At 73.5% G+C, this 16,554-nt stretch carries 18 protein-coding genes; 10 read left to right on the top strand and 8 right to left on the bottom strand.

What is annotated here, in order from left to right; translation table 11 throughout:
* Positions 1 to 2: 2 nt before the first annotated feature.
* The 3 genes from FB558_RS14225 (at position 3) to FB558_RS14215 (ending at position 3,423) form a co-directional block, all read left to right on the top strand.
* The gene (locus FB558_RS14225) at positions 3 to 1,514 is read left to right on the top strand and encodes a TldD/PmbA family protein (protein ID WP_142052827.1); all 1,512 of its coding nucleotides are present in this window, start codon (positions 3 to 5) and stop codon (positions 1,512 to 1,514) included.
* A complete protein-coding gene (locus FB558_RS14220; RefSeq protein WP_142052824.1) occupies positions 1,511 to 2,899 on the top strand; it encodes a metallopeptidase TldD-related protein in 1,389 nt (462 codons plus the stop codon). Before FB558_RS14225 ends, FB558_RS14220 begins: the two co-directional genes overlap by 4 nt.
* A gap of 242 nt (positions 2,900 to 3,141) precedes the next feature.
* Complete coding sequence (locus FB558_RS14215) at positions 3,142 to 3,423, top strand: hypothetical protein (protein WP_246106422.1); 282 nt, start codon at positions 3,142 to 3,144, stop codon at positions 3,421 to 3,423.
* Between the two features lie 11 nt (positions 3,424 to 3,434).
* Here FB558_RS14215 and FB558_RS14210 read toward each other — a convergent pair whose 3' ends face one another.
* Positions 3,435 to 4,226 carry a class I SAM-dependent methyltransferase gene (locus tag FB558_RS14210; protein ID WP_142052818.1) on the bottom strand — a complete coding sequence of 264 codons (792 nt, stop codon included), beginning with the start codon at positions 4,224 to 4,226 and terminating at the stop codon, positions 3,435 to 3,437.
* Positions 4,227 to 4,292: 66 nt separating this feature from the next.
* Between FB558_RS14210 and FB558_RS14205 the strand changes: the two genes are divergently transcribed.
* Complete coding sequence (locus FB558_RS14205) at positions 4,293 to 5,177, top strand: aminoglycoside phosphotransferase family protein (RefSeq protein WP_170231301.1); 885 nt, start codon at positions 4,293 to 4,295, stop codon at positions 5,175 to 5,177.
* 12 nt (positions 5,178 to 5,189) lie between these two features.
* Here the strand turns inward: FB558_RS14205 and FB558_RS14200 are convergent, their stop codons facing one another.
* The 3 genes from FB558_RS14200 to FB558_RS45185 all read right to left on the bottom strand — a co-directional run bounded on the left by FB558_RS14200 (position 5,190) and on the right by FB558_RS45185 (position 7,258).
* Positions 5,190 to 5,648, bottom strand: coding sequence for a carboxymuconolactone decarboxylase family protein (locus tag FB558_RS14200; RefSeq protein ID WP_170231300.1), 459 nt, complete (start codon positions 5,646 to 5,648; stop codon positions 5,190 to 5,192).
* Positions 5,645 to 6,553: an RNA polymerase sigma factor SigJ gene (sigJ, locus tag FB558_RS14195; protein ID WP_211366394.1), complete on the bottom strand. Its 909-nt coding sequence runs from the start codon at positions 6,551 to 6,553 to the stop codon at positions 5,645 to 5,647. The genes FB558_RS14200 and sigJ overlap by 4 nt, the downstream gene beginning before the upstream one ends.
* A gap of 150 nt (positions 6,554 to 6,703) precedes the next feature.
* Positions 6,704 to 7,258, bottom strand: coding sequence for a TetR/AcrR family transcriptional regulator (locus FB558_RS45185; RefSeq protein WP_281288598.1), 555 nt, complete (start codon positions 7,256 to 7,258; stop codon positions 6,704 to 6,706).
* A 95-nt stretch (positions 7,259 to 7,353) separates the two neighbouring features.
* Here FB558_RS45185 and FB558_RS14185 point away from each other — a divergent pair, with 95 nt between their 5' ends.
* A complete protein-coding gene (locus FB558_RS14185; protein ID WP_211366392.1) occupies positions 7,354 to 8,895 on the top strand; it encodes an MFS transporter in 1,542 nt (513 codons plus the stop codon).
* An 87-nt stretch (positions 8,896 to 8,982) separates the two neighbouring features.
* Here FB558_RS14185 and FB558_RS14180 read toward each other — a convergent pair whose 3' ends face one another.
* Positions 8,983 to 9,639, bottom strand: a complete 657-nt coding sequence (locus tag FB558_RS14180) for a TetR/AcrR family transcriptional regulator (RefSeq protein ID WP_142052809.1) — start codon at positions 9,637 to 9,639, stop codon at positions 8,983 to 8,985.
* A gap of 49 nt (positions 9,640 to 9,688) precedes the next feature.
* Positions 9,689 to 10,156, bottom strand: a complete 468-nt coding sequence (locus FB558_RS14175) for a hypothetical protein (RefSeq protein ID WP_211366390.1) — start codon at positions 10,154 to 10,156, stop codon at positions 9,689 to 9,691.
* Between the two features lie 355 nt (positions 10,157 to 10,511).
* Between FB558_RS14175 and FB558_RS14170 the strand changes: the two genes are divergently transcribed.
* The 3 genes from FB558_RS14170 (at position 10,512) to FB558_RS14160 (ending at position 14,760) form a co-directional block, all read left to right on the top strand.
* Positions 10,512 to 12,335: a phosphoenolpyruvate carboxykinase (GTP) gene (locus FB558_RS14170; protein ID WP_142052806.1), complete on the top strand. Its 1,824-nt coding sequence runs from the start codon at positions 10,512 to 10,514 to the stop codon at positions 12,333 to 12,335.
* A gap of 101 nt (positions 12,336 to 12,436) precedes the next feature.
* A complete protein-coding gene (locus tag FB558_RS14165; RefSeq protein WP_142052803.1) occupies positions 12,437 to 12,619 on the top strand; it encodes a DUF3311 domain-containing protein in 183 nt (60 codons plus the stop codon).
* A gap of 263 nt (positions 12,620 to 12,882) precedes the next feature.
* The gene (locus tag FB558_RS14160; protein WP_142052800.1) at positions 12,883 to 14,760 is read left to right on the top strand and encodes a hypothetical protein; all 1,878 of its coding nucleotides are present in this window, start codon (positions 12,883 to 12,885) and stop codon (positions 14,758 to 14,760) included.
* A 117-nt stretch (positions 14,761 to 14,877) separates the two neighbouring features.
* Here the strand turns inward: FB558_RS14160 and FB558_RS14155 are convergent, their stop codons facing one another.
* Both FB558_RS14155 and FB558_RS14150 read right to left on the bottom strand, forming a co-directional pair.
* Positions 14,878 to 15,177 carry a DUF3024 domain-containing protein gene (locus FB558_RS14155; RefSeq protein ID WP_142052797.1) on the bottom strand — a complete coding sequence of 100 codons (300 nt, stop codon included), beginning with the start codon at positions 15,175 to 15,177 and terminating at the stop codon, positions 14,878 to 14,880.
* A gap of 105 nt (positions 15,178 to 15,282) precedes the next feature.
* The gene (locus tag FB558_RS14150) at positions 15,283 to 15,471 is read right to left on the bottom strand and encodes a MerR family DNA-binding transcriptional regulator (RefSeq protein WP_142052794.1); all 189 of its coding nucleotides are present in this window, start codon (positions 15,469 to 15,471) and stop codon (positions 15,283 to 15,285) included.
* 88 nt (positions 15,472 to 15,559) lie between these two features.
* Here FB558_RS14150 and FB558_RS14145 point away from each other — a divergent pair, with 88 nt between their 5' ends.
* Together FB558_RS14145 and FB558_RS14140 are read left to right on the top strand one after the other, a co-directional pair.
* Entirely contained in the window at positions 15,560 to 15,847 is a 288-nt protein-coding gene (locus FB558_RS14145; protein ID WP_142052791.1) for a hypothetical protein, read from the top strand.
* 70 nt (positions 15,848 to 15,917) lie between these two features.
* A complete protein-coding gene (locus FB558_RS14140; RefSeq protein ID WP_142052788.1) occupies positions 15,918 to 16,505 on the top strand; it encodes a peroxidase-related enzyme in 588 nt (195 codons plus the stop codon).
* The last annotated feature ends 49 nt before the right edge of the window (positions 16,506 to 16,554 follow it).

The raw sequence follows: 16,554 nt of genomic DNA, 5'->3' as shown, positions 1-16,554 counted from the left end.
GCATGGCCGCACACCGGATCGACCCGGAGTTCCGCGCGCTCCCGCTCGACGCGCTGGCCGACGCCGCGCTGGGCCGGGCGCGTGCGCTCGGCGCCCAGCACGCGGACGTGCGCGTCGAGCGGATCCTGTCGCAGGGCATCGACCTGCGGGACGGGTCGGTCACCGCCGTCAGCGACACCACCACCGTCGGCCTCGCGGTACGCGTGATCGTCGACGGGGTGTGGGGGTTCGCCTCGCACGTCGAGCTCACCCGCGAGCGGGCGGCGGCCACGGCCGAGCGCGCGGTCGCGGTGGCGCGCACGCTCGCGCCGGTGGCGGTCGAGCGCGTCGAGCGGGCCGACGAGCCGGTGCACGCGGGTGCCGAGTGGGTCTCCCCGTACGAGGTCGACCCGTTCGCCGTGCCCACCCGGGAGAAGATCGCGCTGCTCACGGAGTGGTCGCAGCGGCTGCTGGCCGCCGACGGGGTCGACCACGCGCGGGTGGGGGTGGCGCAGGTGCGGGAGCACAAGTTCTACGCCGACACCGCGGGCACCCGCACCGTCCAGCAGCGGGTGCGGATCGAGCCGTCGATCACCGCCACCGCGGTCGACCGCGCGGCGGGCGGCTTCGAGACGATGAGCTCGATCGCCCCGCCGGTCGGGCGCGGCTGGGAGTACCTCACCGGGACGGGCTGGAACTTCGACGACGAGCTCGCCGCGATCCCGGAGCTCCTCGCGGAGAAGACGAAGGCGCCCTCGGTGCAGGCGGGCGCCTACGACCTGGTGATCGATCCCAGCAACCTGTGGCTCACGATCCACGAGTCGGTCGGGCACGCCACCGAGTACGACCGCGCCATCGGCTACGAGGCCGCGTACGCCGGCACCAGCTTCGCCACGCCCGACCGGCTGGGCACGCTGCGCTACGGCTCCGAGCACATGCACGTCACCGGCGACCGCACGGTGCCGCACGGGCTCGCCAGCATCGGTTTCGACGACGACGGCGTCGCCACAGGCGAATGGGACCTCGTCCGGGACGGCGTGCTGGTCGGCTACCAGCTGGACCGCACCTTCGCGCCCCGGCTGGGCCTGGACCGCAGCAACGGGTGCGCCTTCGCCGACTCCCCGCACCACGTGCCCATCCAGCGGATGGCCAACGTGTCGCTGCGGCCCGACCCCGCGCGCGACACCACCACCGACGAGCTGATCGGCGGGGTCGAGCGCGGCATCTACGTCGTCGGCGACAAGTCCTGGTCGATCGACATGCAGCGCTACAACTTCCAGTTCACCGGCCAGCGGTTCTACCGGATCGAGGGCGGGCGGCTCGCCGGCCAGCTGCGCGACGTGGCCTACCAGGCCACCACCACCGACTTCTGGGGATCGATGGACGCCGTCGGCGGGCCCTCGACGTGGCAGCTGCACGGCGCGATGAACTGCGGCAAGGCGCAGCCGGGGCAGATCGCCGCGGTGAGCCACGGCTGCCCCGCGGCCCGGTTCCGGGGCGTGAACGTGCTGAACACGCAGGAGGAGGCCCGATGACCGGTGTCATCCGTCCGCAGGAGGTCGTCGAGCGCACCCTCGCGGCGGCGGGGCACCTGCACGGCTGCGCCGTGCTCGTGCGGGAGTCGAGCGAGGCCGTGCTCCGCTGGGCCAACTCGACGATGACGACGAACGGGCACACGACGTCGCGGCGCACCACCGTGATCGCCTTCGTGGCGCTGGAAGGGGGCGTCGGGGCCGGCGTGGTGGGCTCGAGCGTCGCCGTCACCGACGTCGCCCAGCTCGAGCAGCTCGTCCGCGCGGCGGAGGCGGCGGCCCGGGACGCCGGTCCGGCGGACGACGCGGCCCCGCTGCTGGAGCCCGCGGCGGCCGACCCGGCCTGGGACGAGCCGGCGGCCGAGACCTCGATCGGGGTCTTCGGCGGGTTCGCCGAGGGGCTGGCCGAGGTGCTGACCGGCCCGCACCGGCAGTACGGGTTCGCCAGCCACGAGCTCTCCACGGTGTGGCTGGGCACGTCCACCGGCATCCGCGGGCGCTGGGTGCAGCCCACCGGGTCGGTCGAGCTGAACGCCAAGACCCCGGACCTCGCGAGCTCCGCGTGGACGGGCGCGTCCACCGCCGACTTCACCGACGTCGACGTGGTGGCGCTCGCCGCCGAGGCGGGCCGGCGGCTGGACTGGGGGCAGCGGCGCGTCACGCTGCCCGCGGGCCGCTACGAGACGCTGTTGCCGCCCTCGGCCGTGTCCGACCTGATGGTCTACCTCGCGTGGTCGATGGAGGGGCGGCCTGCGCAGGAGGGCCGCAGCGCACTGGCCGGGCCGGACGGCGTGCGCGTCGGGGAGGAGCTCACGAAGCTCCCGCTCACGCTGGCCAGCGACCCGGCCGCGCCCGGGCTGGAGTACGAGCCGTTCCTGACCGCCACCCGGTCCGGCGACGGCATCTCGGTCTTCGACAACGGCGCCCCCACCCGCCGGGTCGAGTGGATCGCCGACGGCGCGATCGGCGAGCTGGTCTACTCGCGCGCCGAGGCCGCCGAGTTCGGCACCCGGTTCACCCCGGCGGGCGACAACCTGCTGCTCACGGGCGGCTCGGCGGCGTCCACCGCCGATCTGGTGGCGCGCACCGAACGCGGCCTGCTGCTGACCTGCCTCTGGTACATCCGCGAGGTCGACCCCACCACCCTGCTGCTCACCGGGCTGACCCGCGACGGCGTGTACCTGGTGGAGGGCGGCGAGGTGGTCGGCGAGGTCGACCACAACTTCCGCTTCAACCACTCCCCGCTGGACGTCCTGCGCCGGGCCACCGAGGTCGGGGCCACGGAGCGCACGATCCCGCGGGAGTGGAAGGACTGGTTCACCCGCGCCGCCATGCCGCCGGTCCGGGTCCCGGACTTCAACATGTCCTCGGTCTCGCTCGGGCGTTAGCGCGAGGCCTCGTCCGAGTGGGAGGGTGCAGCGGCGAACGGCTCTATGCATGATCGGCTGGGTGGGCGTGTCCTGCGTCACTGCCGATGCGGCCGTTCGACGCCGGTCGGCGCACCGGTCGGCGCGTCGTCGCCCCAACGGGCACCCGACTGTGTTGCTTTGCCGTTGACTACCCCGACAGAGCGCCGACGTCGTCGCCAGGTCGTGGGACCGGGAAGGGGCGAGGAGTGTCGTTCGAGGTAGTGAGCGCCTACACCCTGCTCGTCGGAGATGCGGACGAGCCCGCCACCGTGAGCGTGCACAGCACCGCCGAGGACGCGTGGCGTGCACTGGACCGGGAGGTGCGCCGCCGTTGCGGCATGCGGCCGCGTCCACGCCGCCGCACGGACGCGGACGCCACCGCCCGATTCGCCAACGCGTGGCGGGCCGGTGATCCCGAGACCCGGTACTGGAACGTCACGGTCCACCGGCTGCCCATCCCGCTGCCGGTGATCGCCCGGGAGACGGTGGTCTCCGGCCGCTGACGTGCGGCCCGTCAGGTGCGGGCCACGCCGAGCAGGTGCAGGCTCGCGGCCGCGAGGGCCTGGTCCTCGTCCTCGTCGGCCAGCCGCGCGGCGCACAGCGCCGCCGGGAACCGCTCGGTGCCGGGTTCGAGCGCCAGGACCACCGACGCCAGCGGGCCCTCGACGCCGTGCACCCGCACCTCGCGCAGCCCGGCCTCGTGCATCTCGGCGGTCAGCTCGTCGACCCGGTGCAGGTAGGCGGTGGTGAAACCGAGGCGCGGGTCGTGCCGTCCGGTCGCGAGGATCTGCCGCAGCACGGGCCCGGTCGCGTCGTCGATCTGGTCGCGCGCCCCCATCTCCAGCAGCGGGGCGTGCCGGCTGATCGCGGCGGCGGCGACGAGCCCGCCCGGGACGGTGGCGCGCGCGGCCTCGCGCAGGGCGCGCACGCGGTCGGCCCGGTCCACCAGGTGGTAGAGCGGCCCGAGCAGCAGCGTGGCGTCGGCGTGCGCATCGGGCTCGGCGAGCTGCCGGGCGTCCCCGACGGCGGCCGTGACCCCGGGCAGGGCCGCGGCGACGGCGACGTGCTCGGGCACCAGGTCGACGACGTGCACCACGTACCCGTCCGCGGCGAGCCGGCGCGCGTGCACACCGGTGGCGCCGCCGACGTCGAGCACCCGGGCGGGTGGGGTCGGCAGGTACCGGCGCAGCAGCTCCTGCGTCCGCTCGTACTCCAGCCGGCCGTGCGCGGTGGCGTGCAGCCGGTCGTCCTCGACGAAGTGCTCGGCGTAGTAGGCGTGGATGTCGCGGACGGGCGGGCGCAGCATGCGGGGATGGTGGCGAGCGGCGCGCCGCCGGGGCAAACCGATTGGCGGCGTCGGCAGGATGGGGGCGTGGCGTCCTTCCCGTTGCCCACCTTGCTGGCCGAGTCCGTTGCGGAGGAGGGGTCGCCGGAGCGCACGGAGTGGCTCGGCGGACTGCCGCAGATCGTCGGGGCGCTCGCGGAGCGGTGGTCGCTCACGGTCGGGCCACCGTTCCAGCCCGGAGGCTCGGCGTCGTGGGTGGCGCCCGCGCGCGACGACGCAGGCCGCGACCTCGTGCTGAAGGTCGGCTGGACCCACTACGAGAGCCGGGACGAGGCCCACGGGTTGCGGTTCTGGGACGGGCGCGGCGCGGTGCGGGTCCACGCCGCCCACGTGGACGGGCCCACCACCGCCCTGCTGCTGGAGCGCTGCCGGCCCGGCACCACGCTGAAGCAGGCGCGGGCGGAGCCCGCGCAGGACGAGGTGGTGGCGGACCTGCTGCGGCAGCTGTGGTGCGAGCCGCCGCACGCCCACCCGTTCCGCCCGCTCACCTCGATGTGCGACGAGTGGGCGGCCGGGTTCGACCGCGCCCACGCCGCCGAGCCGGGCGCCCTCGACCCGGGTCTCGCGCGCGCCGGCATGGAGCTGTTCCGCGGCCTGCCCCGTGACGACGTTCCACAGCGGCTGCTGGTCACCGACCTGCACGCGGACAACGTGCTCGCCGCGGAGCGGGCGCCGTGGCTGGTGATCGACCCCAAGCCCTACGTCGGCGACCCGGCCTACGACGTGCTGCAGCACATGCTGAACTGCCGTGACCGGCTGCTGGCCGACCCGCGCGGGCTCGCCCGCCGGATGGCCGACCTCGCCGGCCTGGACGCCGGGCGCGTCGAGCTGTGGCTCTTCGCCCGCGTCGTGCAGGAGTGCCTCGACCTGCCGTGGCTGCGCCCGGCGGTGCCGCTACTGGCCCCGAGGTAGCGCCCGCAGCTCCTACGCGGCCGCCCTGCGCAAGAGGCCCGGCCTCGTCCGCAGGGCCACGTTGAGGACGTTCCACGCGGTGATCGCGGCGACCGCCGTGACCAGCGCGGCGAGGGCGGGCGGGTCGTAGTGCTGCTCCGCCTCGGCCCACGTCGCGTCCGAGACGCCGTCCGGTCCCATCCTGGTGGCCTCCTCGGCGAGCGCCAGCGCCGCGCGCTCGGCCGGGGTGAACCACGGCGCCTCCCGCCAGGTCACCACGGAGAACAGCCGCTCGTCGGTCTCCCCCTCGTCCTTCAGCTCGAACGCGTGCATGTCGGTGCAGAACGCGCAGCCGTTGATCTGGCTGACGCGCAGCTTGAGCAGGTGCAGGACCTGCTGTGGCACCGGGCACTCGGCCAGGTACCTCTCCAGCCCGAGCATGGCCTTGTACGCCTCGGGCTGGACCTCGGTGATGCGCAGTCGCGTGGTCACGGGTTCTCCTTCCACGGCGCGCCGGTGCGCGCCAGCTTGTCGGGGTTGATCACCATGTCGACGCGGGCGACCCGCCCGTCGACGACGGTGAGCGAGACGGCCGCGACGGGCCTGCCGTCCCGGTCGAGCACGACGCCGGGGCCGGCGTTGATCCGCGCGGGCCACAGCCGGTAGCTCCGCTTGCGCTGGATGCCGGCCAGGAAGCGGGCCACGCGGTCGGCGCCGTGCACGGGGTTGCGCGCCGCCCGCACGCGTCCACCGCCGTCGCTGTGCAGCACGACGTCGGGATCGAGCAGGCGCAGCAGCCCCTCGACGTCACCGTTCTCCAGCGCCGTGGTGAAGGCGTCGACGACCGCGCGGTGCCGCCGCGGGTCGGTGTCGGCGCGCGGGGCGCCCTCCCGCACGTGCTTGCGGGCGCGGGCGGCCAGCTGCCGGACCGCGGCCGGTGTGCGCCCCACGATCTCGGCGACCTCGCCGAAAGGCAGGCCGAACACGTCGTGCAGCACGAACGCCGTGCGCTCGGCGGGCGTCAACGTCTCGAGCACCACGAGGACCGCGGTGCTGACCGATTCGGCCAGGGTGACGCGGTCCGCCGGATCGACCGGGGCGGGCGCGCCGACGTGGTCGAACGTGACGATCGGTTCCGGCAGCCAGGGCCCCACGTAGTTCTCGCGGCGCCTGCGGGCCGAGCCCACGGCGTCGAGGGCGAGGCGCGAGGTGGTGACGACCAGCCAGCCGGTCACCGACCCGATCGGGTCCGTGCTCCGCCGCAGCCGCAGCCACGCCTCCTGCACGACGTCCTCGGCCTCGCCGAGGTCGCCCAGGATGCCGTGGGCGATGCCGACGAGCCGGCCCCGCGCCTGCTGGTACTCCTGGAGGAGCCTCGCCTCCGACGACTGCCGCACGCTGCTAGGACGATCCGGGACACCGCGCTGTGACATCCCGGGGCGGGCGCCCGAGGTGTCCTCGATCACGCTCACACACCGACTCGGCCGCTCGCGCACCGACTGCAGTCGGTGTGGCAGTGCAGGAATCGGTGTCCGAGCGTCGTGCCGTCAGGTCTGCGGGTCGGTGGGCCGCGGCGCGTACTGGCGCATCCGCTCCAGCAGCTCCTCCACGCCCAGGTCGGGCGGCAGCGGGGTGCCGGTGAGCGTGCGCAGGTAGAGCCCGTCGCCGACGAGCTGCGCCAGCCAGGCGAGCACCGGGTCGTGCAGCTCGTCGCGCAGGGCCGCGTAGCCGTCGGCGTCCACCACCGCGAGGGCGTCGCGGACGGCCTGGCCGGCCGCGGTGCCGTCGGCGAGCCGGAGCACGGCGAGGTAGGTGCGGGTGAGGCCGCCGGGTGTGGCGCCACCGGGCGCGGAGGTTCGCACGTAGTAGGCGACGGCGCCTTCGGGTGCGGAGCGGATGGCCTCGGCGTCGGCGGCGCTGCGCTCGCGCAGCCGGTCGAGCAACCCGGTGGCGAGGGCCTCCTTCGAGGCGAAGTGGTAGAGCAGGCCGCCCTTCGAGACCCCGGCCGCGGCGGCGACGGCGTCGAGCGTGATGGCCGCGCCGCCGTGGTCGATCAGCAGCGTCTCGTACGCGTCGAGCACGCGGTCACGGGCGTTGGGCACCCGGCGAGTCTAGGTGGCGCTCGCCACCACCAGGAATGACCTGCGAGTCTGTACCGTCTAGACGGTACAGTTCCCGCTCCCGACCGAGGTGCCCCGTGACCGTCACCGCCCGCCACCCCGCCTCGCCCGCCCCTGCGCGCGCCGGCCGCCGCGAGTGGGCCGGGCTCGCCGCGCTGCTCCTGCCGACGCTGCTCGTCACGATCGACAACACCGTGCTGGGGTTCGCGCTGCCGGCGATCAGCGCGGCGCTCTCGCCGTCGGCGGCGCAGCTGCTGTGGCTGGTCGACGTCTACCCCCTCGTGCTGGCCGGGCTGCTGGTCACCATGGGCACGCTCGGCGATCGCATCGGCCGCCGCCGCACGCTGCTGATCGGCACCGCCGGCTTCGGTGCGGTCTCGCTCGCCGCGTCCTTCGCCACCGACGGCGCGCACCTCGTGGCCGCGCGCGCCCTGCTCGGCTTCTTCGGCGCGATGCTGATGCCGGCCACCCTCGCGCTGCTGCGCACCCTCTTCCGGGACCGCGACCAGCGCAGGTTCGCCGTCGCGATCTGGGCCACGGGCTTCGCCGCGGGCTCCGCGCTCGGCCCCATCGTGGGCGGGCTGCTGCTCCAGCACTTCTGGTGGGGCTCGGTGTTCCTGGTCAACGTGCCGGTGATGCTGGTGATGCTCGTGCTCGTGCCGGTGGTGCTGCCCGAGTCCCGCCGGCCGGACCCGGGCCGGTTCGACCCGCTCGGCGTGCTGCTGTCGTTGCTGACGATGGCGCCTGCGGTGCTGGCCGTGAAGCTCGTCGCGCACGACGGCCTGACGGCGTCGGCCGTGCTGGCACTGATCGTCGCGGTCGCCGCGGGCGTGCTGTTCGTGCGCCGGGCCCGTACCCGGCGCGCCGCGGGCGAGGAGCCGCTGCTCGACGTGACGCTGTTCGCCTCGCCGGTGCTGCGGCTCTCCGCGCTGGCCAACGCCGGCACGATGTTCGCGCTCACCGGGCTGCTGTTCTTCTCCGCGCAGCACCTCGTGCTCGTGCGGGGCCTCGCGCCGCTGGACGCCGGGCTCGTGCTGGTGCCGGGGTTCGTGGTGACGATGCTCGCCGGGCTGGCCGCCGCGCAGCTGGGCAGGCGGTTCCCGCTGCGGGTGCTCGTGCCGGCGGGCCTGCTGTTCGCCGCGTCCGGGTACCTGCTCTGCACCCTCCTGGGCGCCGGGTCCGACGTCGCCGTGCTGATGGTCGCGACGGTGCTGGTCGGAGCCGGGATCGGGTTGTCGGAGACGATCACGAACGACGCCATCCTCGCCGCCGCCCCGGCCGACCGGGCAGGCTCGGCGTCCGCGGTGTCCGAGACGGCATACGAGATCGGCGCGGTGCTCGGCACGGCCGTGCTCGGCAGCGTGCTGTCGGCCGCGTACCGCGGCGCCGTGGAGGTGCCGCGCAGCGTCGGACCGGCCTACGCCACCGATGCCCGCGAGACGCTCGGCGGCGCCGTCGACACCGCGCAGCGCCTGACCGGCGCGCCGGCGGCGGAACTGCTGGATTCGGCCCGCACGGCCTTCACGGGCGCGGTCGGAACGACAGCCTGGGTGGGCGCGGCGACGCTGGTCCTGGTCGCCCTGGCGGTGGTGGCAGGCCTACGCAGCACGCACCCCTGACCGCCTCTCCACCCCGCACCTTGGAGCCATACTGCTGCTCAGAGCGCCGAAATAGAGCAGTACGGCTCCAAGGTGCGGGTGTTGGGCTCAGGCGCGCAGCTCTTGGAGGAGTGTGACCGCTTGGTGGCTCAGCGGGCGCAGCACCGGCAGCTTCGAGAGCCGCACCAGCCGGGCGAGCATCGGGGCCGTGCGGTCCACGAGCAGCTCGGTGCGAGCCGCTCCGGGCGAGGTGTCGTGCACCCAGAACAGGACGACGCCGAGGTGGTAGAGCCACAGCAGCTCGGGCAGCTCGCGCGCGAGATCCGGGTCGACCGGGGTGCGGGACCCGGCGAGCACCTCGCGGTAGAGGTCCACCGCGGCGCCGCGGGCCGGACCGGCCTCGGCGCTGAACGGCGAGAGCGGGTTTCCCGGCTGCGCGGCCACCGCGAAGAAGCGGCCGGCGAACTCCCGGTACGGCTCGGCGACGGTGAGCCAGGCGCGCAGAGCGGTGCCGAGCCGGTCGGCCAGGTCCCGCCGTCCGTCCAGCTCGGGTAGCGCGAGCGCCCGGTGCTCCGCGACGAGCTGGTCGTAGAAGCCCTGGACCAGCTCGTCCTTCGAGGAGAAGTAGTAGTAGGCGTTGCCGACGGAGACACCGGCGCGGTCGGCGACCGCGCGCATCGTGGTGCCCTCGAACCCGTGCTCCCGGAACAGCTCCAGCGCGGCGCTGACGATCGCCTCGCGGGTCTTCCCCCGAGCCGAGGTCACGGTGCCGATGCCACGGTGCCGATGTCCTTGCGCCGCCGTCACGCCGTCGTTACTGCGGCCCGGGCTCGCTGCCCCGCTGCGGTCGGCCGGGGGGCGGCGCCACCGCGGGCGGCGTGGACTGCGAAGGCCCGGTGCTGATGCCGCGCTCGGCGAGGCGCTCCTGGACGTTCTCGGAGATCTGGGCGGCGCGGCGGCGCTCGCGCACCCGGATCAGGACCAGCATCGAGATGCCGTACGCGACCCCGAGCGTCAGCAGCACGACGCCCAGCTTGACGACGAACGTCTGCAGCGCGTTGTCGCCGGACACGGAGCTCACCGAGATGATGGCCAGGACGCCGAGCGTGATCAGGTGGAACAGCACCGAGAGCAGCAGGTTGACCGAGCGGGTGACCTTGCGGTCCTGGAACACCTCCTGCAGGAACGGCTCGCCCGCCCGGATGAGGAGCTGGCCCACCAGGAACGTCAGGCCGATCGACACCGCCAGCAGCACGACGTACTGGGTCATCTCGGCTTCCATGGAGCCCCTCCCCCGGTTTTGAACGTGTTCAAAACCCTACGCGCCCCGGGCTGTCCGGTCCACGGTGTGCTGCACCCGCGACGGGCACGGGTGCCGAGGGGGAGTACCCGCCCGGGGGCTCCGCTACCCCCACCCGGAGTGCGTCACGGACCGCAATCGACGGAAAGCGCTTCCTATTCATCTGAATCGATTACCTGATCGGTCCTGTGAGTGAGTCGACATCGGCCAGCGGTGGGGGAATCCCGCATCCGCAGGTACCGTCGGGTCCCATCTCTCACCAGCACACCCGTTCCGATTCGGGCGGGTGCGCGCAGCATTTCCGGGGGCCGGGAAGCCGGCGAGGAGCGAGGACGATATGACTGCGATGACCGTGTCGGGGATCGACGGAGCGCCCACGACCAACGCTCGGCTGGTGTCCTGGGTGCGCGAAGTCGCGGAGCTCACCACGCCCGACCGGGTGGTGTGGTGCGACGGGTCCGACGAGGAGTGGGACCGGATGACGGCGCAGCTCGTCGAGGCGGGCACGTTCGTCAAGCTGAACGAGGCGAAGAAACCGAATTCATTCTGGGCCGCCTCGGACCCCGATGACGTCGCCCGCGTGGAGGAGCGCACCTTCATCTGCACGGCCGAGGAGGTCGGCGCGGGGCCGACCAACAACTGGGTCGATCCGGCCGAGATGAAGAACACGATGAAGGAGCTGTACCGCGGGTGCATGCGCGGGCGCACCATGTACGTGATCCCGTTCTGCATGGGCCCGGCCGACGCGGATCCCCCGATGCTCGGCGTCGAGATCACCGACTCCGAGTACGTCGTCACCTCCATGAAGATCATGACCCGGATGGGTGCGGCTGTGCTGCCGCTCTTCGCCGACCGCGGCGACTCCTTCGTCAAGTGCCTGCACTCGGTCGGCGCGCCGCTCCAGCCCGGCCAGCAGGACGTGCCCTGGCCGTGCAACGACACGAAGTACATCAGCCACTTCCCCGAGACCCGGGAGATCTGGAGCTTCGGCTCCGGCTACGGCGGCAACGCCCTGCTGGGCAAGAAGTGCTACGCGCTGCGGATCGCCTCGGCGATCGCCCACGACGAGGGCTGGCTGGCCGAGCACATGCTGATCCTCAAGCTGATCTCGCCGGAGGAGAAGGCCTACTACGTGGCCGCGGCCTTCCCGTCCGCGTGCGGCAAGACGAACCTCGCGATGCTGCAGCCCACGGTGCCGGGCTGGCGCGCCGAGACCATCGGTGACGACATCGCGTGGATGCGCTTCGGCGAGGACGGCCGGCTCTACGCGGTGAACCCGGAGTTCGGCTTCTTCGGCGTGGCCCCCGGCACGAACTGGAAGACCAACCCCAACGCGATGCGCACCATCGAGAAGGGGAACTCGCTGTTCACCAACGTCGCACTCACCGATGACGGCGACGTCTGGTGGGAGGGGCTCGAGGGCGACCCGCAGCATCTGACGTCGTGGCTCGGCGAGGACTGGACGCCGGACTCGGACAAGCCCGCCGCCCACCCCAACTCCCGCTACACCACCCCGATCGCGCAGTGCCCGGTCGTGGCGCCGGAGTGGGACGACCCGAAGGGCGTGCCGATCTCGGCCATCCTCTTCGGCGGCCGGCGCAAGACGACGGTCCCGCTGGTCACGGAGTCGCGGGACTGGCAGCACGGCACGTTCATGGGCGCCACGATGTCCAGCGAGAAGACCGCGGCCGCTGCGGGCGGGCTCGGCCAGGTGCGCCGCGACCCCATGGCGATGCTGCCGTTCCTGGGCTACAACGCCGGCGAGTACTTCCAGCACTGGGTGAACGTCGGCAAGGGTGCCGACGCCGACAAGCTGCCGAAGATCTTCTACGTCAACTGGTTCCGCCGCGGCGAGGACGGGCGCTTCCTGTGGCCGGGCTTCGGCGAGAACTCGCGCGTCCTCAAGTGGGCCGTCGAGCGGATCGAGGGCACGGCGGCGGCCACCGAGACCGCCATCGGCTACGTCCCGACCGCCGACGAGCTCGACCTGGACGGGCTCGACGCGCCGCGTGCGGACATCGAGGCGGCCCTCGAGGTGGACATCGAGGAGTGGAAGGCGGAGATCCCGCTCATCGAGGAGTGGTTCGCCAAGATCGGCGACCGCCTGCCCACGTCGATGCGCGACGAGCTGGAGGCGTTGAAGCTCCGCCTGGGCGCGTAAGGGCTTAGAGCACCCCTGAGCACCTTGGAGCCGTACTGCTGTTTCGCGGGCCGCAGAACAGCAGTACGGCTCCAAGGTGCACTCGGCCTTACGATCGGCGCGTGGTCGAGCGGGCTCGCGCGTGGCACCTGTTGCTGCTGGTCCCGTTCCTCGCCCTCGTCACGCCGTGGTTCAACGTGGTGGAGCCACGGCTGTTCGGCATGCCGTTCTTCTACTGGAGCCAGTTCGCCTGGATCCCGGTGACCGCGGGCTGCCTCGCAGTGGTGTACCTCCGCACCCGTTGATCACTGAGGGTGATCACAAGCGGCGACCGCTCACCGCTTCGAGACGACCGTTCGTCGAGCGATGCCGCATCGTCCACGCGTCGTAACCGTTTACGGCCCCGCGGCACTCGTCCGAGGCCCGCTCGCCCCGATCGGGAGCGCCGGACGCCGCTCGGTGGCCGGCAACGGCTGTCCGCGCCCGGGCTTCGCGTGCAACATTCGATCGGCGCCCACGATACGAAGGGTGACCATCGTCGGACGGCGGTGGCAGCGGAGGTGACCCAGTGCTCGAAGTCGGACCGGACCAGGACGGCGAGGACGACGCCGACCTCGCCGTCTTCGTCGACCGCCTCGCGGCCGCGGGATCGGACCAGCCCACCACGGACGCGCAGACGCAGATCCGGCGCGCGATCGCGGCGGGCGCGTCGCCGCCCGGGCTGCGCCGTCTCGCCGAGGCCCTCGCCGCGTCCGTCGCCGAGCTCCCGCCCCCGCCGCGGCGCCCGGCCGAGGACCCGGCCTCCGTCGTCGCCGCGATGCGCGACAACGCGCTCGTGGTCCTCGAGGACTTCGACACCGCCGCGGCCGCGGCCGCCGTCGCCGCGCTGCTCGCCGACGGACGACGGGTGATCGTCACGGGTGCCACGCCCGCCGAGGTCGCGGCCGTCCGCGCGGCCCTCCCGCCGGAGGCGGCCGACCGGGCGCTCCCGCACCTGCCGACGCTCACCCCCGCCGAGCTGCGCGAGCTGCGCAGGCTCCTCGCCACCTCCACGCCCGAGCGCAGGGCGCGCGGCGCCCAGGAGCTGCCCCCGGAGAACGCGCTGCCCGACCCGGCCGACGTTGCGGCGCTGTGCGCCGAGGTGGCCAGGCACACCGGCGAGGACACCGGCGCGTGGATGGTGCCCACGTTGCTCGCCGACCTCGACGAGGGCCGCCGCGCCGCCGTCACGTCCGTCGCCCGGTGCGTGCACCGCTCGCTCGGGTCGATGCCGGGGCACGCCGGGAGCGAGTGGACCTGGCGGCTGCTGTCGGAGCTGATCTACGGCCGCCGCCGCGCGGAGTTCGACCAGCTGGTCGAGGACACCTCGCGGGTGAGCGCAGCGCTCGACCGCACGCGGTCGGACCCGCCGGTGTCGTTCTCCGCGGCTCCCCCGCCCGACACCGTGGCGGTGCTCCTGCGCTACCGGGAGTTCCTCGCCGGCGGCGGCCGGACGCGCGCGTACTTCCGCTCCGCGGCGCAGCGCGAGGTGCAGCCGGTGCTCGAGAAGGTGCGGGTCGGCGACCGGCACCCGGAGACAGAGGCCGACGTCGACCGCGTGCTCGAGTACCTCGAGCTCGTGGACCGCCAGGCGCAGGTCGACGCCGCGTGCGCGGAGCTCGGCGTCCCCGTGCCGCGCGACGCGGACGAGCTGGCCGAGGTCTCCGACGGCCTGGCCAAGGTCGCCGCCGCCGCGCGTTCGGTGGGGGCGCTGCGCCACGACGTCCTGTTCCTCGCGCCCGACTCCCCGCTGGCGGTCCCCGACCTGGAGACCGCCGAGGAGATCGCGCTCGCGATCATCGAGTACGCCGACCACGGCTCGGCCGTCGCCGCCGCACGCAGGCTCGACGCGCTGGCCGATGCGCTGGCCCAGCGCAGCCCGGTGCCGGCGACGGCTCCCGAGCTGGAGCAGGCCGTCACCGCGCTCCGCGACCGGGACGCCGAGGGCTACGCGGCCGCGGTCGAGGCACTCGGCGCCGCGCGCCGCGAGGTGCGCGACGAGACGCAGTGCGCGGAGCTGCTGGAACGCCTGCGGAACGGCGCCCCGCGCCTCGCGGAGGCCTGGTCGGCGCTGGCCGAGCGCGATCCCACGGCGCTGGGTCTCGCCTCGTTCGTGCCGGTGGCGCCGCTGCTCTCCGCGCTCCCCGCGCCCGACAGCGCCGACATCGTGCTCGTGCTGGGCGCGCGCGGGCTCGGCGTCGAGCGGCTGCTGCTCGCGGCCGTCGCGCCCCGGCTGGTCGCCGTGGTGGGCCCCGGCGACGAGCGCGACGACCCGCCGAGCATGGTCGACGTGCTCCAGCGCGCATCGGCGCTGGTGATCCGTGGCCGGGCGACGCGTGGCCGGGTGCTGCCGTTCAACGGCAGCCCGCCGCGCTCGGCCGCTCCGGTGGGCCAGGCCGGCGCCTAGCACCACAGCCGGCCCACGGGTGCTCCGGAGGTGGGCTCTCCCAGCCGGACGAACGGCACTTTCGTCGGTACCTAGCCGACGAAAGTGCCGTTCGTCATGCGAATCCCGCTTCCGCGCTCAGACCGTCACGCGGTCCAGCAGCTCGATGGGGTCGCTGCCGTCGGCGTCGTGCTGCCACTCGCCGGGGCCGACGGGCCGGTCGAGCAGCCACCCGCTCTCGCGGCGGCGCAGTCGGGCCATCGGCGTGGCCGACCAGGCCGACCCGAGCTCCGGGTACGCGGGAGGTCGGCGCTCCAGGATCGTGACCTCGTCGCCCTGGATGGTGTAGGCGATCTGACGTTGCGCGCGCTCGGATTCGGGGATGCGGCCGGCGCACCACCGCGACAACCGCGTGCGTATCTCCTCGGGCACCGCCATGTACGGCATGGTCCCGGCTCGGCGGTCCACCGTCGAGCGTTATGGTGAGACTTCGCGGTGCTCGCGTCTCAGCGAGCCTGACCGCCTCGACGCGGAAGGGCAGCTCTAGTGCGCCTTCGGGCGGAGCTGCCGTAGCTGCTCGATCACGTCATCGAGGCTCCACCGCGCGTGCCCGCCGGTGGTGACGAACACCGGGGTCAGTAGCCCCTCGCGTTGGTACCGCTGGATGGTCTGCCGGGACAAGCCGACCGCGCGGGCCACCTCGCCCGTGCTGACCAGCCGGTCCCTCTCCATGGCCCGACGCTAGGTCGCTCTCTGAGCGCCTGCTACCGCACTGAGGCGCTTCTAACGGTATGAGTCGTTTTCGACTACTCTCCTGCGCATGGCGTTCTGGATGACGGAGCTACCGGGAGGCGGCATGGCCATGGGTGAGGCGGCAGACGAAGCGGAGGCACGACTCATGATCGAGTCGCAGCAACGCGGCAGCGTCAGCTTCCACGAGCGCACCGGCCGGTACCGCTGGACGGTTGTTCTGGAGGGTGGGAAGTCGAGCCACGGATGGGCCGACACGGAGGTGGACGCCTGGTGGCACGTCCGCGAGGCGGTCAACCGGCCCCATCGCGGCACCCGTTACCGGGGCCCGCGCTGCCTGTGGGTCCGTGAGCCGTGACTGCTGTGCGGCTCGTGGGCGAGTCCCCGCAGCGGTACCGGCAACGGTCTGCACGATCTAGCCTGCCGCTATGAGCGCAGCGAAACACCAGGTGAGCCGCTTCGGCCACGTGGAGCTGGAGGACATGCCCGACGACCTGCGCACGCGGATCGGTGCGATCGCCGAGAAGTCCGGCTTCGTGCCCAACGTGTTCCGGGCGCTGGCACGCAGGCCGGCCGAGCTGCGGGCCTTCCTGGACTACCACGACGCGCTGATGGACTCCGACGACGGTCTGAGCCGCGCCGAGCGCGAGCTCGTCGTCGTCGCGACGTCGGGGGCGAACCACTGCACCTACTGCGTGGTCGCCCACGGGGCGATCCTGCGGGTCCGCACGAAGGACCCCGAGATCGCCGACCGGGTCGCCAGCAACCCGTGGGGCGTGGAGTTGAGCGCGCGGGAGCGCGCGATCGTCGACCTCGCGCTGCTCGTCGCCACCGACTCCGCGGCGCTGACCGATGCGGAGCTCGACGACGCCCGCGCGGCCGGCCTGTCCGACGACGAGATCTGGGACGTCGGGGCGATCACGGCGCTGTTCGCGATGTCCAACCGGCTCGCCCACCTGACCGCCCTGCGGCCGAACCCGGAGTTCTTCCTGATGGGCAGGCTGCCCCGGTCCTGACACCGCACCGGCGCGCAACCGCGCGTACACGTGCCCGTGACGGAGGACG

This window comes from Pseudonocardia kunmingensis, assembly GCF_006716445.1.
Lineage (GTDB): Bacteria > Actinomycetota > Actinomycetes > Mycobacteriales > Pseudonocardiaceae > Pseudonocardia > Pseudonocardia kunmingensis.
The sequence above is the reverse complement of the archived record's forward strand: the minus strand, read 5'-3'. Positions and strand labels throughout refer to the sequence as shown.